Source organism: Kocuria sp. UCD-OTCP (assembly GCF_000349605.1).
Taxonomy (GTDB): Bacteria; Actinomycetota; Actinomycetes; order Actinomycetales; family Micrococcaceae; genus Kocuria; species Kocuria rosea.
Genome location: NZ_AOSQ01000018.1, coordinates 173,586 through 189,480, shown reverse-complemented (window position 1 = coordinate 189,480; position 15,895 = coordinate 173,586). Strand labels below are relative to the sequence as shown.

Annotated in this window: 14 protein-coding genes and 1 riboswitch; of the genes, 7 read left to right on the top strand and 7 right to left on the bottom strand. The window is 73.1% G+C overall.

The features are described 5' to 3' along the window. Positions 1–77 precede the first annotated feature (77 nt). Entirely contained in the window at positions 78–950 is an 873-nt protein-coding gene (locus H488_RS26175; protein ID WP_109221905.1) for a hypothetical protein, read from the bottom strand. Further along, a complete protein-coding gene (locus tag H488_RS26170) occupies positions 947–2,173 on the bottom strand; it encodes a homogentisate 1,2-dioxygenase (protein WP_017833117.1) in 1,227 nt (408 codons plus the stop codon). The genes H488_RS26175 and H488_RS26170 overlap by 4 nt, the downstream gene beginning before the upstream one ends. Before the next feature lie 97 nt (positions 2,174–2,270). Here H488_RS26170 and H488_RS26165 point away from each other — a divergent pair, with 97 nt between their 5' ends. Then, a complete protein-coding gene (locus H488_RS26165; RefSeq protein WP_017833116.1) occupies positions 2,271–2,870 on the top strand; it encodes a MarR family winged helix-turn-helix transcriptional regulator in 600 nt (199 codons plus the stop codon). A gap of 124 nt (positions 2,871–2,994) precedes the next feature. Here the strand turns inward: H488_RS26165 and H488_RS26160 are convergent, their stop codons facing one another. Genes H488_RS26160 through H488_RS26150 form a run of 3 tightly spaced genes read right to left on the bottom strand, consistent with a single transcriptional unit; the run spans position 2,995 to position 5,617 of the window. Continuing rightward, positions 2,995–4,185: an acetyl-CoA C-acetyltransferase gene (locus H488_RS26160; RefSeq protein WP_017833115.1), complete on the bottom strand. Its 1,191-nt coding sequence runs from the start codon at positions 4,183–4,185 to the stop codon at positions 2,995–2,997. Further along, positions 4,182–4,883, bottom strand: a complete 702-nt coding sequence (locus tag H488_RS26155) for a CoA transferase subunit B (protein WP_017833114.1) — start codon at positions 4,881–4,883, stop codon at positions 4,182–4,184. Before H488_RS26155 ends, H488_RS26160 begins: the two co-directional genes overlap by 4 nt. Further along, positions 4,880–5,617, bottom strand: a complete 738-nt coding sequence (locus H488_RS26150; protein ID WP_017833113.1) for a CoA transferase subunit A — start codon at positions 5,615–5,617, stop codon at positions 4,880–4,882. Before H488_RS26150 ends, H488_RS26155 begins: the two co-directional genes overlap by 4 nt. A 142-nt stretch (positions 5,618–5,759) precedes the next feature. Between H488_RS26150 and H488_RS26145 the strand changes: the two genes are divergently transcribed. Further along, positions 5,760–6,539 (top strand): IclR family transcriptional regulator, encoded by a 780-nt coding sequence (locus H488_RS26145; protein WP_017833112.1) that lies wholly within the window; start codon positions 5,760–5,762, stop codon positions 6,537–6,539. A gap of 16 nt (positions 6,540–6,555) precedes the next feature. Here the strand turns inward: H488_RS26145 and H488_RS26140 are convergent, their stop codons facing one another. Further along, a complete protein-coding gene (locus H488_RS26140; protein ID WP_017833111.1) occupies positions 6,556–7,320 on the bottom strand; it encodes a 3-hydroxybutyrate dehydrogenase in 765 nt (254 codons plus the stop codon). Positions 7,321–7,512: 192 nt separating this feature from the next. After that, positions 7,513–7,616, top strand: a riboswitch (SAM riboswitch). 13 nt (positions 7,617–7,629) lie between these two features. Between H488_RS26140 and H488_RS26135 the strand changes: the two genes are divergently transcribed. The 4 genes from H488_RS26135 to H488_RS26120 all read left to right on the top strand — a co-directional run bounded on the left by H488_RS26135 (position 7,630) and on the right by H488_RS26120 (position 13,582). Then, on the top strand, positions 7,630–8,832 hold the full coding sequence (locus H488_RS26135) for a cobalamin-independent methionine synthase II family protein (protein WP_017833110.1): 1,203 nt from the start codon (positions 7,630–7,632) through the stop codon (positions 8,830–8,832). Positions 8,833–8,872: 40 nt separating this feature from the next. After that, the gene (locus H488_RS26130) at positions 8,873–10,090 is read left to right on the top strand and encodes a cobalamin-independent methionine synthase II family protein (RefSeq protein WP_017833109.1); all 1,218 of its coding nucleotides are present in this window, start codon (positions 8,873–8,875) and stop codon (positions 10,088–10,090) included. A gap of 246 nt (positions 10,091–10,336) precedes the next feature. Continuing rightward, entirely contained in the window at positions 10,337–11,746 is a 1,410-nt protein-coding gene (locus H488_RS26125; RefSeq protein WP_017833108.1) for an MFS transporter, read from the top strand. A 171-nt stretch (positions 11,747–11,917) separates the two neighbouring features. Further along, positions 11,918–13,582, top strand: a complete 1,665-nt coding sequence (locus H488_RS26120) for a thiamine pyrophosphate-binding protein (RefSeq protein ID WP_017833107.1) — start codon at positions 11,918–11,920, stop codon at positions 13,580–13,582. 60 nt (positions 13,583–13,642) lie between these two features. Here the strand turns inward: H488_RS26120 and H488_RS26115 are convergent, their stop codons facing one another. Next, entirely contained in the window at positions 13,643–14,446 is an 804-nt protein-coding gene (locus H488_RS26115; RefSeq protein ID WP_031282842.1) for an alpha/beta fold hydrolase, read from the bottom strand. A gap of 86 nt (positions 14,447–14,532) precedes the next feature. On the opposite strand from H488_RS26115, the gene H488_RS26110 reads away from it, so the two are divergent. Then, positions 14,533–15,846 carry a condensation domain-containing protein gene (locus H488_RS26110; protein WP_017833105.1) on the top strand — a complete coding sequence of 438 codons (1,314 nt, stop codon included), beginning with the start codon at positions 14,533–14,535 and terminating at the stop codon, positions 15,844–15,846. Positions 15,847–15,895: the final 49 nt, after the last annotated feature.

Genomic DNA, 15,895 nt, shown 5'->3' with positions numbered 1-15,895 from the left:
TCTCCTTGGACGTGGGGGGACGGTGGCGACGGCGGCGCCCTTCCGCCCCGGTGGTCCCGGGGCGGGAGGGCGCCGTGTCAGGTGAGGCCGTGCGGGAAGAGGCCGAGGCGCTCGAGGCTCGCGGCGGGCTCGCCCACGCTGCATGTCCCGAAGGACGTGAAGGACCCGCGCCAGGACCCGTCGGAGGACCGGGCGAGCTCGACGAGCGGTGCCGGGTCGGTCTCGGTGAGCAGCCGGGCCACCCGCTCGGCGGGCTCGTGGGCGCGGGCGGCCTCGGTGGCCATCGCGATGTTGAGGAAGCCGTGGTGGGTGAACCCCGTGGCGGGGTTCGTGTACCGCACGGCCTCGTGCAGCCCGGCGGTGAGCTTGAACGGGATCCGGGCGGCCACGGCCTCGGTGAGCACCGCGGCCAGCTGCTCGGGGCTGGGGAACAGGTGCGCCTCGATCCCGCCGGTGCGGTGCTTGAGGCGCAGCCCGGTGCCCTGCAGCAGCTCCAGCGCCCCGCCGCGGACCTGGTCCGCGGTCAGTTCGACGTAGACCGGGACGCCCTGCACCCGGGTCGCCTCGGTGATCTGCGCCTGCCAGGCGTCGGTGTCCGAGGGGTCGGTCCTGAGCTCGACCGAGACGACCCGCAGCTCGGGCCCGGTCTGCTCGACGGCGTCCAGCGCGGCCTGCAGCTGCCCGGTTGGCGTCACGACGGAGACCTCGACCGCCCGGCCGCCGCCGTCCTGGCCGGCGGCGATGCGCCGGGCCTCCGGCAGGTCGTCGAGCTTCAGCACGGCCGGACCCACGGCGGCGACGAGCGGGTCCGCCCACCGCGCCACGTGGTCCGTGACCGCCTTCTCCAGCGGGGCGAGTCCCGGTGGGAAGGTCGCGGCGTCGTCGAAGAACGCAACGAACTGGGCCGGGACGCGCCGCTCGGCGGTCTCCGTGGTCGGGGCGGCGCTCACGAGTTCGACCAGAGCCCGCCGGTCCACTCCCGGCCGGGGGTCCAGGACGTGACGTACTTGCCGTCGTCGCCGGCCAGGCCTGCCTCGCCCAGCTCCAGCGGGGCGAAGGTGTCGACCATGACGGCGGTCTCGTCGAAGTACTCCACGCCCAGGGACTTCTCGATCGCCCCGGGCTGCGGGCCGTGCGGGTGCCCGCCCGGGTGCAGGGAGATCGAGCCCCTGCCGATGCCCGAGCCCTTGCGCGCCTCGTAGTCCCCGTCCACGTAGAACATGACCTCGTCCGAGTCCACGTTCGAGTGGTAGTAGGGCACCGGGACGGCCAGCTCGTGGTAGTCGACCTTCCGCGGCACGAAGTTGCAGATCACGAAGTTGCGCCCCTCGAAGACCTGGTGCACGGGCGGCGGCTGGTGCACCTTGCCGGTGATCGGCATGTAGTCCTTGATGTTGAAGGTGTACGGGTAGAGGCACCCGTCCCAGCCCACCACGTCGAAGGGGTGCTGCGGCAGGACGTGGACCGTCCCGTCCAGGCCGGAGGGGCCGCGGCCGCGGTGCTTGACGTAGACGTCCACGTCGGTCTCGTCCCGCAGGAGCACACCGGAGGGACCGTGCAGGTCGCGCTCGCAGTAGGGGGCGTGCTCGAGCAGCTGCCCGTACTTGGAGAGGTAGCGGTGCGGCGGGGTGATGTGGGAGTTCGCCTCCACGAAGTAGAGCCGGGCCGTCTCGCCCTCCCGCAGCACCCAGCGGTGGATCGTGGCGCGCGGGATCATGACGTAGTCGCCCTCGACGGCCTCGAGCGGGCCGAACTGGGTCTCCACCAGGGCGGAGCCGCGCTCCACGTAGACGCACTCGTCGCCCACGGCGTTCTTGTACAGCGGGGAGGTCTTCCCCACCCAGGCGTAGGAGAGCCGCACGTCCGCGTTGCCCATCACCAGCCGGCGGCCGGTCACCGCGTCGGTCCCGGCGGCCTGCTCCTCGGTGAACAGCTCGTGCAGCTTCAGGTGCCGCGGCAGCAGGGGGTCGTTGGGGGTCAGGGTCTGGTCGGGCAGCTCCCAGCCGCGGGTCCCGACGATCGCCGAGGGGATGTGCCGGTGGTAGAGCAGCGACGAGTCGGAGGAGAAGCCCTCCTCGCCCATGAGCTCCTCGTAGAGGATCCTGCCCTCGTCGTCCTTGAACAGGGTGTGACGCTGCCGGGGCACCGGGCCCAGCTGCCGGTAGTAGGCCATGGCCGTCTCCTTGCGTGTGGCGGTCTGTGATCCAGCTCTCCCCCAGATAGTAAAGCGTTGTACTATATGGGGCAACCCCTCCCCTAGAATCGACGCCATGCCCCTCGCCGACCGCACCGAGCCCCCAGCGACGCCCACCCGGGCGTCCACCGAGGCGTCCACCGCGACGCCCTCCGCCGCCGCGCTGCCCGACTACTGGTCCTTCGTCCAGGCCGCCCAGCGCCGGATCTCCGAGGAGTTCCCCGACGCCGACCTCGCGGCCAACCGGGTGTTCCTCTCGCTCAACCGGTCCTCGTCCACCGCGGTCTACGACTTCGAGTCGTCGATCCACCGCCCCGCCGGCGGAACCTGGTCGAGCTTCCGGCTGCTCCTGGCCCTCTGGGTGGCCGGTCCCCTCAACCCCCACGAGGCCGCCCGCCTCACGGGGATGAGCCGCGCGGCGGTCTCCAACCTGACGGGCACGCTGGTCGGCAAGGACCTGCTCCGGCGCGAGGCCTCTGCCGCCGACGGCCGGTCCGTGACCCTGCACCTCACCGAGGCCGGGCAGGAGAAGATCCGCACGGCGTTCCGGGCCCAGAACGACCGGGAGAGCCAGTGGGCCGAGGCCCTCACCGAGGAGGAGCAGCACACGCTCGTGACGCTGCTGGAGAAGCTCATGGAGCAGCGCGAGCGGATCGGCGCCCGCGCCCGCAAGTAGCCCCGCGGGCGGAGCACCGCCGGGACCGCAGATCACCCCCTCGCCGGATGACCCGCTGGGGCCCGGGTGACCACGAAAAATCGTGGTCACCCGGGCCCCCGCGGGTCAGCGGAGGGGGCGGGGGTCAGTCGCGGTAGAGCAGCAGCGCCTCGCCCTGGCCGCCGCCGCCGCACAGCGAGACCGCGGCCCGGCCGGAGCCCCGGCGAGAGAGCTCGAACGCCGCGTGCAGCGCCAACCGGGCCCCGGAGGCGCCGATCGGGTGCCCGACGGCCACAGCGCCGCCGTGGATGTTGGCCTTCTCCACCGAGTAGTCGAGGTCGCGCAGGGACTGGATCAGCACGGACGCGAACGCCTCGTTGATCTCGATGAAGTCCAGGTCCTGCACGGACCAGCCGGCCCGCTCGAGCGCGGCCTCGATCGCCCGGGACGGCTGGGAGTGCAGCGAGGTGTCGGGGCCGGCCACCTGGCCCGGGGCACCGACCACGGCCAGGTACTCGAGGCCGTGGCGCTCGGCGTACTCCCGGCTGGTCAGGACCACGGCGGCCGCGCCGTCCGAGAGCGGCGAGGAGTTGCCGGCGGTGATCGTGCCGTCCTTCGCGAACGCGGGGCGCAGCCTCGCCATGGACTCCGCGCTGGAGTCGGGGCGCACGCCCTGGTCGGTGTCGACGACGAGCGGGTCGCCCTTGCGCTGCGGGACGGACACGGGGGCGATCTCGTCGCGGAAGACGCCCTCCTCCGCGGCGCGGGCCGCGCGCTGGTGGCTCAGGGCAGCGACCTGGTCCTGCTCCTCGCGGGAGATCGAGCGATCGCTGTTGCCGGACTCGGTGAGCGAGCCCATGGACACGCACGCGGCGACGTCGACGAGCCCGTCCTTGGCCACCGCGTCCTCGAGCTTGAAGTCGCCGTAGCTCTTGCCCTGCCGCACGCCCATCGCGAGGTGCGGGGCGTTGGTCATGGACTCCTGGCCGCCGGCCACGACGATCTCGGCCTCGCCCGCGCGGATCATCCGGGCGGCGTTGGTGATGGCCACGAGCCCGGAGAGGCAGACCTTGTTGACGGTCTCGGCGGGCACGCTCAGCGGGATGCCCGCGGTGACGGCCGCCTGGCGGGCCGGGTTCTGCCCGGCGCCGGCCTGCAGGACGTGGCCCATGAGCACGTAGTCCACCTGCTCGGGGGCGATCCCGCCGCGCTCGAGCGCGGCCCGGATGGCGTGGGCGCCCAGCTCGGCCGCGGTGAAGGACGCCAGGTGGCCCAGGATCTTGCCCTGGGGCGTGCGGGCGCCGGACAGGACGACGACGTCGGTGGCGGTGCTCATCGGTTCTCCTCAGCGCCGCCGGCGGCGGCGGTCTCGGTGGGGACGGTGTCGGGGGTGACGTCCTGCAGGTCCGTGCGGAAGGACGCCTCGGTCTTCTCGCGGATCTCGTCCTCGGTGACCCCGGGGGCGAGGCTGCGCAGCACGAGCTCGCCGTCCTCGACGTCGAACACGCACAGGTCCGTGACGATGCGGTCGACCACGCGCACCCCGGTGAGCGGGAGATCGCACTCGGTCTTGATCTTGGCGGAGCCGTCCTTGGTGACGTGCTCGGTCAGCACGACGACGCGCGGGGTGCCGGCCACCAGGTCCATGGCGCCGCCCATCCCCTTGACCATCTTGCCGGGGATCATCCAGTTGGCGAGATCGCCGGTGCCGGAGACCTGCATGGCGCCGAGGATCGCGATCTTGACGTGGCCGCCGCGGATCATCCCGAAGGACGTGGCGGAGTCGAAGATGGAGGCCCCGGGCAGCAGTGTGATGGTCTGCTTGCCGGCGTTGATGAGGTCCGGGTCCTCGTCGCCCTCGTAGGGGAACGGGCCCATGCCGAGCACGCCGTTCTCGGACTGCAGCACCACGTCGACGCCCTCGGGCAGGTTGTTGGCCACGAGGGTGGGGATGCCGATGCCGAGGTTGACGTAGTCGCCGTCGGAGAGCTCGACGGCGGCGATCGCCGCCATCTCGTCGCGGGTCCAGCTCATGCCTGGTCTCCGTTCTGCTGGGCGGCCCGCCCGGCGGGGCGGGGGCGGACGGTGCGCTGCTCGATGTCCTTGGGCGCGCCGCTGTACTGCGCGACGTGCTGGACGTAGACGCCCGGGGTCACGATGTGGTCGGGGTGGATCTCGCCGACCGCCACGACGTGCTCGACCTCGGCGAAGGTGACCTTCCCGGCGGTCGCGACGATCGGGTTGAAGTTGCGCGCGGTGTAGCGGTAGACGAGGTTGCCGTCGGCGTCCCCAGTGTGGGCGTGGACCAGGGCGATGTCGGCGACGATGCCGCGCTCCTGCACGTAGGTCTCGCCGTCGAACTCGGCGTGCGGCTTGCCCTCGGCCACGAGGGTGCCGACCCCGGTCTTCGTGTAGAAGGCGGGGATGCCCGCGCCGCCGGCCCGGAGCCGCTCGGCGAGGGTGCCCTGGGGGTTGAACTCGACCTCGAGCTCGCCGTCCAGGTACTGCTGGGCGAACAGCTTGTTCTCGCCCACGTAGGAGGCGAGGACCTTCTTCACCTGGCGGTTCTCGAGCAGGACCCCGAGGCCCTTGCCGTCCACGCCCATGTTGTTGGAGACCACCGTGAGGTCCGTGACCCCGGAGTCCCGCACCGCGTCGATGAGATCCCGGGGGATCCCGCTCAGCCCGAACCCGCCCACGGCGAGCGTCATGCCGTCCCGCAGGCTCTCCGCCAGCAGCTCGGCGGCGTTGTCTCTGACCTTGGACACCCTTGTCCCTTCCTCTCGTCGGACTGTGACCCAGCACTCAATCTAGGGAGCCTCCACATGCCGGTCAACAGATCCGGCGGCACGACGGCGCTTCTCCTCAGCATCCGGCCATTCGTCCCCTGACTGTCCATATAGTGGAGTCATGGGACAGGAGCGGACGACGGGCCAGGGGACCCAGGTGGTCCACCGGGTGGGGCAGCTGCTGCGGGCCGTCGCGGGGCGGGAACGGGGCAGCACGGTGGCGGAGCTCGCCGCCGAGACCGGGCTGACCCGCCCCACCGTGCACCGGCTGCTCACGGGACTGGCCGAGGAGGGCCTCGTGGACCGCGACGCCGGGACCGGGGCCTGGCAGCTGGGCCCCGAGCTGTACGTGCTGGGCGCAGTGGCGGCCCACCGCTATCCGATCCGGGAGCTGGCCGGGCCCTCGCTGCGCCGGCTCGCGGAGGCCACCGGCGAGAGCGCGTTCCTCTCGGTCCGCCGGGGGCTGGAGACGGTCTGCCTGGCGCGCGTGGAGGGCGCCTTCCCCATCCGCTCCCACGTCCTCTACGAGGGGCTGCGGCTGCCGCTCGGCGTGGCCTCGGCAGGGCTGGCGGTCCTGGCCCACCTCCCGGACGCGGAGGTGGACCGGGTCCTCGCGGCCACGGCCGGGGCCCGCACCGAGTGGGGCCCGCTGCACACGCCCGAGCGGATCCGGGAGCTGCTCGCGGACGTCCGGCGGGAGGGCTTCGCCGTGAACCCGGGGCTGATCGTCGAGGGCAGCTGGGGCATGGCCGCCGCGGTCTTCGACGCGACGGGCACGCCGGTCTACGCGCTGAGCCTCACGGGCATCGAGCCCCGGTTCAGCGGCGAGCGCCGGCAGCTCCTGGGCCGGGCCCTGCTCACGGAGGCCCACCGGCTCTCCCGGGAGCTGGGTCACCGCTGAGCGGCCCGGGGCGGGCTCAGCGCGCCGTCCAGCCGCCGTCCATCGTGTAGGAGGCCCCGGTGACCATGGACGCGTGCGGTCCGGCCAGCCACGCGACCAGGCTGCCGACGTCCTCCGGGTCCACGAGCTTCTTGATCGGCGTCTCGCCGAGCATGATCCGCTCCACCACCTCGGACTCGGGGATCCCGTGCACCCTCGCCTGGTCGGCGATCTGCTTCTCGACGAGCGGGGTGCGCACGTAGCCGGGGTTGATGCAGTTGCTCGTCACCCCGTGGGCCGCGCCCTCCACCGCGACGGTCTTGGACAGCCCCTCCAGGCCGTGCTTCGCCGAGACGTAGGCGCTCTTGTAGGGGGACGCCCGCAGCCCGTGCACGGAGGAGACGTTGATGACGCGCCCCCAGCCCCGCTCGTACATGTGCGGCAGCGCGGCGCGCACCAGCAGGAACGGGGACTCCAGCATCAGCACCAGGATCCGGTGGAAGTCCGCGGGGTCGAACTCCTGGAGGGGGGCGACCTTCTGGATGCCGGCGTTGTTGACCAGCACGTCGACCTCGAGGCTCAGCTCGGCGAGCGCCGCGGTGTCGAGCAGGTCGACGGCCCACGCGCGGCCGCCGAGCTCGTCCGCGACGCGCTGCGCCCCGGCCTCGTCGACGTCGGCCACGACCACGTGCGCGCCGGAGCCGGCGAGGGCCCAGGCGGCGGCCAGGCCGATGCCGCTCGCGCCACCGGTGACGAGCGCCGTGCGGCCCTCGAGGTCCTGCTGCTGGGGCGTCTGGGACATGGGGGTCCTTCCTCTGGTCCGTCGTGCCCGCGGGGTGAGGGGCACGGATCACCGCCACGGTATGTGATCCAGGCCATGTTCGCGAAGGACAGCTCCTCCCGGGAGTGCGCGCCGGGTCGCGTCACACGGCGTCATGTCCGTCATCCGGGCGCCGAATGGCGCAGCGCGCACGGGTGCGCTTGGATGACAGGGTCACCATCCAGAGCGGCCGAGAGATCTGGCTCGACGACGCCGCAGCAACCCGGGCGACGGCATCCCCGTCCCGCCTCCGGTGCTACCGCCAGGACCGATGGAAAGGACGCACGACCCATGCTGCGAAGCGCCGACCGCATCCGCACGACCCACGCCGGGTCCCTCCCGCGCACCCCGGCGCTGCTCGAGGCCAACCGGGCGAAGGGGGCCGTCCCGGAGGCGGAGTACGACCGGCTCCTGCAGGACTCGGTGGTCGACGTGGTCCGCCGACAGCGCGAGCTCGGGATCGACGTGGTCAACGACGGCGAGTACGGCCACGTCATGGCCGCGGAGGTCGACTACGGCGCGTGGTGGCACTACGTCTTCGCCCGGATCTCGGGCCTCACCCCCGGCGACGTGGACCTGTGGGAGCAGGAGCCGCAGCGCTCCTCGCCCGGCAGGGTGGTCCTGACGAGCTTCGGGGACCGCCGGGACCGCCGGCTCTTCCACGAGGCGTACACGGACCCCTCCTCGGGCATCACCACGGGCAAGCAGGCGCCGTTCCCGAAGATCACCGGGAAGCTGGAGTACACGGGCCACGCGGCGCTGGAGGCGGACATCCGCAACCTCAAGGCCGGGCTGCAGGCCACGGGCGCGAGCGAGGGCTACCTCGCCGCGCTGTCCCCGGGCTCGTGCGCGCGGCTGGAGAACACCCACTACGCGGACGAGGACGAGGTGCTGACCGCCTGCGCCGAGGTGATGCGCGAGGAGTACCGGGCGATCACCGACGCCGGGCTGATCGTGCAGATCGACGACCCGTCCATCGCGGAGAACTGGGACCAGGTCAATCCCGAGCCCGGCGTGGAGGACTACCTCGCGTTCACCCGCAAGCGGGTCGAGGCCCTCAACTACGCCCTCGAGGGCATCCCGGAGGAGCAGGTGCGCTTCCACCTGTGCTGGGGCTCCTGGCACGGCCCGCACACCACGGACCTCGGGTTCGAGCACCTGGTGGAGCTCATGCTCTCCATCAGGGCCGGCGGCTACAGCTTCGAGGCCGCCAACGCCCGGCACGAGCACGAGTGGAAGGTCTGGCAGGACCACGAGCTGCCCGAGGGCAAGATCATCATCCCGGGGATCGTCTCCCACGCCACCAACGTGGTGGAGCACCCGGAGCTGGTGGCCGACCGGATCGAGCGCTTCGCCCGCCAGGTGGGCCGCGAGAACGTGATCGCCTCGACCGACTGCGGCCTGGGCGGGCGGATCCACCCGCAGATCGCCGCGGCGAAGCTCGAGACCCTCGCCCGCGGGGCCGAGCTCGCCTCCCGCCGGCTCTGGTCCTGACCGGCCCCCGACCTTCCCGCAGACCCTCAGGAGGACACGCATGACCATGCAGAACACCGACCACGTGCAGACCACCCACGTGGGCTCCCTGCCGCGGACCCCGCGGCTGCTCGAGGCCAACCAGCGGCACGCCGAGGGCGCCATCACGTTCGAGCAGCTCACCGACGAGCTCGCCGTGGGCGTCGAGGACGTGGTGCGCCGGCAGCGCGAGATCGGCGTGGACGTGGTCAACGACGGCGAGTACGGGCACACGATGTCCAGCGCGGTCGACTACGGCGCGTGGTGGAACTACTCCTTCTCCCGCCTCGGCGGGCTCACCCCGACCGACGAGGACCGGTGGGCGTCCACGGAGAAGAGGCGCTCCTCGCCCGGCCACATCGTGCTCACGAGCTTCCCGGACCGCCGGGACCGCGAGCGCTTCCGGGAGGCGTACGAGGACCCGGCGTCGGGCATCCTCACCGGGCGCTCCTCGACCACGCAGCCCAAGATCACCGGGCCGCTGACCTACACGGGACAGGAGGCCGTGGCCTCGGACGTCCGCAACCTCCGGGCGGCCATGGCGGCCACCGGGGCGCAGACCGGGTTCGTGGCCGCCCTCTCCCCCGGCTCCGCCGCGCGCGTGACGAACGAGTACTACAGGACCGACGAGGAGCTCGTCTACGCGTGCGCCGACGCGATGCGCGAGGAGTACCTGGCGATCACGGACGCCGGGCTGACCGTGCAGATCGACGACCCGTCCATCGCGGAGTCCTGGGACCAGATCAACCCCGAGCCCACGGTCGAGGACTACCTGGCGTTCACGCGGCTGCGCGTCGAGGCGCTCAACCACGCGCTGCGGGGGATCCCCGAGGAGCAGGTCCGCTTCCACCTGTGCTGGGGCTCCTGGCACGGCCCGCACACCACGGACCTCGAGCTGAAGCACCTCGTGGACCTGATGCTGACCATCAGCGCCGGCGGCTACACCTTCGAGGGCGCCTCCGCCCGGCACGCCCACGAGTGGAAGGTCTGGAAGGACCACGCGCTGCCCGAGGGCCGCGTGATCATCCCGGGCGTGGTCTCCCACTCGACGAACGTGGTGGAGCACCCGGAGCTGGTGGCCGACCGGATCGAGCAGTTCGCCTCGGTCGTGGGCCGCGAGAACGTCGTCGCGTCGACCGACTGCGGTCTGGGCGGGCGCCTGCACCCGCAGATCGCCTGGGCCAAGCTCGAGTCCCTCGTCGAGGGAGCGCGCCTGGCCACGGAGCGGCTCTACCGCTGAGCCGCATCCCGGCGTCCCCGACGCCCCTGCCGCGCCGCCGGGCCCGGTCCTCCTGCGAGGGCCGGGCCCGGCGGTTTCCATCCCCGGTGGTCTGTGTCACATTAGTGATACATGGTTTGATTATTCCGTCCGGAGGGTGACAGGCGTCACTTCCGCCCGTAGTATCGCAATGCAATACCGAACGTTCGGTCATGATGCGTTCGGTTCCGCCGCGGACGTCGCCGTCCCCGATTCCCTGGAGATCCCATGGCGCACCCATCCTCCGCCCCGGCCGGGCGGCACGAGATGTCGCGCGAGGAGCGCAAGGTCCTCGCCGGCACCCTCGTGGGCACCACCATCGAGTGGTACGACTTCTTCATCTACGCCCAGGCCGCGGCCTTCGTCCTGGCGCCGCTGTACTTCGCGCCGCTGTCCGAGGAGAACGCCGGCCTCGCCCAGGTGGTCGCGTGGGCCTCCCTGGGCATCAGCTTCCTCTTCCGCCCGCTGGGCGCGGTGGTCGCCGGCCACCTCGGCGACAAGTACGGCCGCAAGATCGTCCTGGTCCTCACCCTGGTGGGCATGGGTGCCGCGACGATGCTGATCGGCATGCTCCCCACCTACGCGACGATCGGCATCTGGGCCCCGATCTTCCTGGTGCTCCTGCGCATCATGCAGGGCTTCTCGGCCGGCGGCGAGTGGGGCGGCGCGGCCCTGATGTCCGTCGAGCACGCCCCGCGGAACAAGCGCGGGCTCTTCGGCGCCTACCCGCAGATCGGCGTGCCGCTGGGCATGCTGCTCGCCACGTCCTTCATGTTCGCCCTCACCTCGATGATGTCCCCCGAGGACTTCCAGGCCTGGGGCTGGCGCATCCCGTTCCTGTCCTCCGTGGTGCTGATCGTGGTCGGCTACCTGATCCGCAAGACCGTCGACGAGTCCCCGGTCTTCAAGGAGATGCAGCTGCGCAAGAAGGAGTCCTCCGCTCCCCTGGGCCAGCTGTTCAAGCACCACAAGAAGCCGGTCACCCTCGCGGCCCTGATCTTCGCCGCCAACAACGCCGCCGGCTACCTGGTGATCGCGTTCTTCGCCTCCTACGGCTCCAACGTGCTGGGCATGCCGCGCTCGCAGACCCTCATCGCCTCCCTGATCGGTGGCGTGGGCTGGCTCGTCTTCACGATGTTCGGCGGCTGGATCTCGGACCGGATCGGGCGCGTGCGCACCTTCCAGATCGGCTACGCCATCATCATCCTGTGGGCCGTGCCGATGTGGTTCCTGCTGGACACCGCGTCCCTGCCGCTGTTCGCCCTGGCGATCGTGATCCTCACCGTGGGACTCGGCCCGTCCTACGGACCGCAGTCGGCGCTCTACGCCGAGATGTTCCCGGCCCGCGTGCGCTACTCGGGCGTCTCGATCGGCTACGCGTTCGGCTCCATCATCGGCGGCGCGTTCGCCCCGATGATCGCGCAGCTGCTGCTCAACGAGACCGGGATGTCCTGGACGATCGGCCTCTACATCGCCGGCATCGCGATCGTCTCCTTCATCGCCGTCTCGATGGTGCCGAAGGACATCCAGGAGATCGACCTGCACGTCGAGGAGGTGCACGAGGACTACGTCGCCGAGCACCCCGAGGCCGCCGAGATCCTCGCGGCCGCCCAGGCCGCCGAGAAGCAGCGCGACTGAGCAAAACCCCTCCGAAAAGTGGTAGAGCCAGATGCCGGAGCGCACCGCCTCGAAGCNGTCCGGCACGCAAAACTGGTTCGAAAAGCGGGCGGCTCCGCTCGTGCGGGCACCCCGAGCACACCCCGCTCCCACCCCGGGCTCCCACCGGAGCCCCGCCGAAAGGACTCCTCCATGACCACCGACCTCCTGCTCCCCACGGTCTCGACGGCCGTGGCCGACGTGCTCGCCGAGCGCACCGACCACCTGTTCGGCCTGATGGGCAACGGCAACGCGCACCTGATCAGCTCGCTGACCTCCCGCGGCTTCGGCTTCACCTCCGCCCGGCACGAGTCCGCCACCGTTGCCATGGCCGACGCCTACCACCGGGCCACCGGGCGGACCGGGGCCGCCACGACCACCTACGGTGCCGGGTTCACCAACACCTACACCGCCCTGGCCGAGGCGCGGCTGGCCCGGATCCCCCTGGTCCTGGTCGTCGGCGACGCCCCGACCACCGGGCGGCGGGCCTTCGACGTCGACCAGACCACCGCGGCCGCCGCCGCCGGGGTCACCACCCTGGTCGCGGCCCCGGACAACGCGACCGCGATCACCCACCGGGCCTTCGACCTCGCCGCCCAGACCGTGCAGCCGGTGGTGCTGGCCCTCCCCTACGACCACGCCACCGCCCCCCTCACCGAGCAGACCGTCCTGGAGCCGCTGCCGGTCAAGCCCACCTTCACCGCCTCCACCGAGGACCTCGACCGCATCGCCGGGCTGCTGCGCGCCGCGAGCAGGCCCCTGATCCTCGCCGGGCGCGGAGTGCTCCTGGCCGGGGCCACCACCCCGCTCACCGAGATCGGGGACCGGCTCGGGGCGCTGTTCATGACCTCCGCCATGGCCACCGGGGTCTTCGGCTCCCCGTGGGACCTGGGCATCGCCGGGGGCTTCACCCGCGCCCACCGTCTGGAGCTCGCCCGGCAGGCCGACGTCGTGCTGGTCGCCGGGGCATCGCTGAACGCCTTCCAGCTGCGCTACGGCACGCTCTTCGCCGAGGGCACCCGGGTGATCCGCATCGACAACGAGCCCGAGGACCGCACGCCCCCGGTCACCGACTACGTGCGCGCGGACCTGGGACCGTTCCTCCAGGGACTCACCGGCCGGATCTCCGCCGCCGCCCCGGAGAACACCTGGCGGGCGGCCGCCCCGGAGGTCGCCACCGACGCCTTCCGCGGCTCCGCCCCGGTCGAGGACCCGGCCGAGTTCGGCCCGGACGGCCGGCTCAACCCCCGCGCCGTCGTCGCCGCCCTCGAGCACGTCCTCCCCGCCGAGCGCTCCGTGGTGATGGACGGCGGCCACTTCATCGGCTGGGCCCCGATGTACCTGACCGTGCCGGACCCGCAGGCCATGGTCCTGGTCGGCACCGCCTTCCAGTCCATCGGCCTCGGCTTCGGCTCCGCCGCCGGGGTCTCGGTGGCCCGCCCCGACCGCACCACAGTGTTCGTCACCGGCGACGGCGGCGGGCTGATGGGCCTGGCCGACCTCGAGACGTTCCTGCGCGCCACGAAGCGCGGGGTGATCGTGGTGCTCAACGACTCCGCCTACGGCGCCGAGCTGCACCAGTACGCGTCCAAGGGCCTGGACCCCACCGCGATGCTCATCGACGAGGTCGACTTCGCCGCCGTGGGCCGGGCGATGGGCGCGGCCGGGGCCAAGGCGCACACCCTGGCCGACCTCACCGCGCTCACCGACTGGCTGGCGACCCACGACGAGGGCGTCTTCGTCCTGGACGTGGCCATCTCCCAGCAGGTCGTCGCCGAGTTCATGTCCGCCTCCCTCACCGCCGGCCGCCGGCTCTGACCCGCCGGCCCCGGCGAGGCCCCGGCGAGGCCCCGGCGGACCCCTGCGGACCTTCGCGGATCAGCCGGGCGAACCGGCCCCCCGGTCCGCCTCCACCGCCCGGACGAAGTCCGCGCACCGGCGCGGCCACTCGGCCAGCTCGGCGGGCGTGCCGGCCACGTGCAGGGCGTCGCCGGGCAGGGCCGCGCGCAGCGCCTCGGCCGTGGACAGCGGGTGGGTGGCGTCCTCGGACCAGGCCAGCACCAGGGTCGGCACGCCGATCCGCGACAGCTCCTCGACCGGCGGGAGGTCGGTGCCGGCCGCGCCGCGCAGCACGGCGGGCAGCAGGCCGGGGCCGACGCGCGGCGGGTGCACCGGCCGGTCCGCCACGGCGGGCGGCCGGGTCGCGGCCTGGCCGGCCCGGAGGTAGGCCTCGAGGCCGTGGCGCTCCACCAGGTCCGCGCCCTGCCGGTAGGTCCCCGCCTGGCCGCGGCGCGAGGCCCAGGCCGTGGAGGGCACGCAGAGCGTCAGCGAGCGGAACCGCCCGGGCTCGGCGAGGGCGGCGTGCAGCAGCGTGGCCGCCCCCATGGACGGGCCGATCCCGTGGACCGGCTCACCGGGCGCCACGGCGTCCAGCAGGCGCAGCAGGTCCTCGGCCAGCCGGGGCCAGGTCCAGTCCGCGGCCACGGGCTCCGCGGCGGAGCCGCCGTGGCCCCGGGCGTCGTAGCGCACCGTCCGGTGCCCGCTCAGCTCGGCCGCCAGGTCCAGACCGCCCGCGGTGTTGGCGGCCCGGTCGGACAGCAGCCCGTGCAGCTGGACGGCAGGCGGGCCGGAGCCGGTCACGTCGTAGGTCAGGCGGCAGCGGGGGAGCTCGAGCGTCGGCATGCCGCCACGGTACGCGTAGATTGTGACCACCCGTGGACCGGACGCGTCCTCGGCGGCCGGCCCCCCGGCCCGACCAGGAGGTGCGCATGCGGCTGACCAGCATCACGCACGCCCGGCTGCCCGAGGGCCGCCTGTCCAGCTGCACCGTCCCCGCCGAGGGCGCCGGCCGGCCGCTGCCGGTGTCCTTCGACCAGGGCATGCACGTGGGAGCCGGTCCCCGCCCGGGGTCCTGGATGGCCGTGGCCGTGGAGCTTCCCGCGCCGGTGGACGCCGCGCACCTGGGCGAGGCCTGGGCGGGTGTCGTGCGGCGGCACCACACGCTGCACACCGTCTTCTCCGCCGACGACGACGGCCGCGTCCGGCTGCACGAGATCGCCGACGCCGTGCGCCCCGTGTGGACCCGGCACGAGGTCGGCGCCGCCGGGACGCGGGCGGCCCTGCAGGCGGTGGCCGACGCCGCCTGCTCCCCGCTGGCCCGGCCCTCGCACCGGCTGTGCCTGATCGAGCCCGCGGCCGGGCCCGCCGTCGTCGTGCTCGCCGCCGACCACGCGCACGTGGACGCCTGGTCCCTGCCCCTGCTCGCCCGGGACCTGCTCGACGGGCTGGACGATCTCCGCGCCGGCCGCCCGGCCGGCGCGGGCCGGGCGCCCGCGGCGTCCTTCGCCGAGCACACGCGGGAGCTCGCCGCCCGTCCCCCGGCACCGCCGCACGTGGTGCGGCGCTGGGCGCGGATCCTCGCGGACGGCGACGGCGCCCTGCCCGTCTTCCCCCTGCCGCTGGGGGAGCCCGGCGCCCCGGCACCCGAGACGGTGACCACGCACGACGTCCTCGACGCCGAGGGCCTGGCCCGCCTGGAGGCGCGCGCCGACGGGCTGCACGTCCGGCTGCTGGTCCTGGTGGTCTCGGTGCTGACCCGGGCGACCGCCGAGCTGGCCGGCCGGCCCCTGCGCGCGGTCCTGCCCGTGCACAGCCGCACCGAGCCGCACTGGCGCGACGCCGTGGGCTGGTTCATCACCAACTCGGTGCTCGAGTGCTCGGACCCCGATCCGCAGGCCTGCCGCGCTGCCGTGCGCGAGACGCTGGAGCTGGGCTCGCACGCCCTGGAGCCGATCCTGCGGCCCCACGGCGGCATGCCCGTCCCGCCGGGGATGTTCATGCTGTCCTACCTCGACTACCGGCGGCTGCCCGCCACCCTGGCGCCGGAGCTGCGGGCGCAGCACATCTCCGCGTCGGCGCCGACCACCGGGGTGCAGGTGTGGTTCGTGGTGGGCGAGCGCGGCCTGCACCTGCGGGCGCGCTACCCGGGCACCGGGCAGGCCCGCTCGTCGGTGGAGGCGTGGCTGGGCGCCGTCGGCGCGGGGCTGCGCACGCAGGCGCGCCCGGAACCGGACCGCGGATAGCCGCGGGCCCGGACGCCCCCGAGGGCCCGGTCCGGGTACCCGTGCGCCC

Coding starts and splice junctions, on each gene's coding strand:
- H488_RS26170 (WP_017833117.1), bottom strand. CDS start 2,173: ATGGCCTACTACCGGCAGCTGGGCCCGGTGCCCCGGCAGCGTCACACC.
- H488_RS26165 (WP_017833116.1), top strand. CDS start 2,271: ATGCCCCTCGCCGACCGCACCGAGCCCCCAGCGACGCCCACCCGGGCG.
- H488_RS26160 (WP_017833115.1), bottom strand. CDS start 4,185: ATGAGCACCGCCACCGACGTCGTCGTCCTGTCCGGCGCCCGCACGCCC.
- H488_RS26155 (WP_017833114.1), bottom strand. CDS start 4,883: ATGAGCTGGACCCGCGACGAGATGGCGGCGATCGCCGCCGTCGAGCTC.
- H488_RS26145 (WP_017833112.1), top strand. CDS start 5,760: ATGGGACAGGAGCGGACGACGGGCCAGGGGACCCAGGTGGTCCACCGG.
- H488_RS26140 (WP_017833111.1), bottom strand. CDS start 7,320: ATGTCCCAGACGCCCCAGCAGCAGGACCTCGAGGGCCGCACGGCGCTC.
- H488_RS26135 (WP_017833110.1), top strand. CDS start 7,630: ATGCTGCGAAGCGCCGACCGCATCCGCACGACCCACGCCGGGTCCCTC.
- H488_RS26130 (WP_017833109.1), top strand. CDS start 8,873: ATGACCATGCAGAACACCGACCACGTGCAGACCACCCACGTGGGCTCC.
- H488_RS26125 (WP_017833108.1), top strand. CDS start 10,337: ATGGCGCACCCATCCTCCGCCCCGGCCGGGCGGCACGAGATGTCGCGC.
- H488_RS26120 (WP_017833107.1), top strand. CDS start 11,918: ATGACCACCGACCTCCTGCTCCCCACGGTCTCGACGGCCGTGGCCGAC.
- H488_RS26115 (WP_031282842.1), bottom strand. CDS start 14,446: ATGCCGACGCTCGAGCTCCCCCGCTGCCGCCTGACCTACGACGTGACC.
- H488_RS26110 (WP_017833105.1), top strand. CDS start 14,533: ATGCGGCTGACCAGCATCACGCACGCCCGGCTGCCCGAGGGCCGCCTG.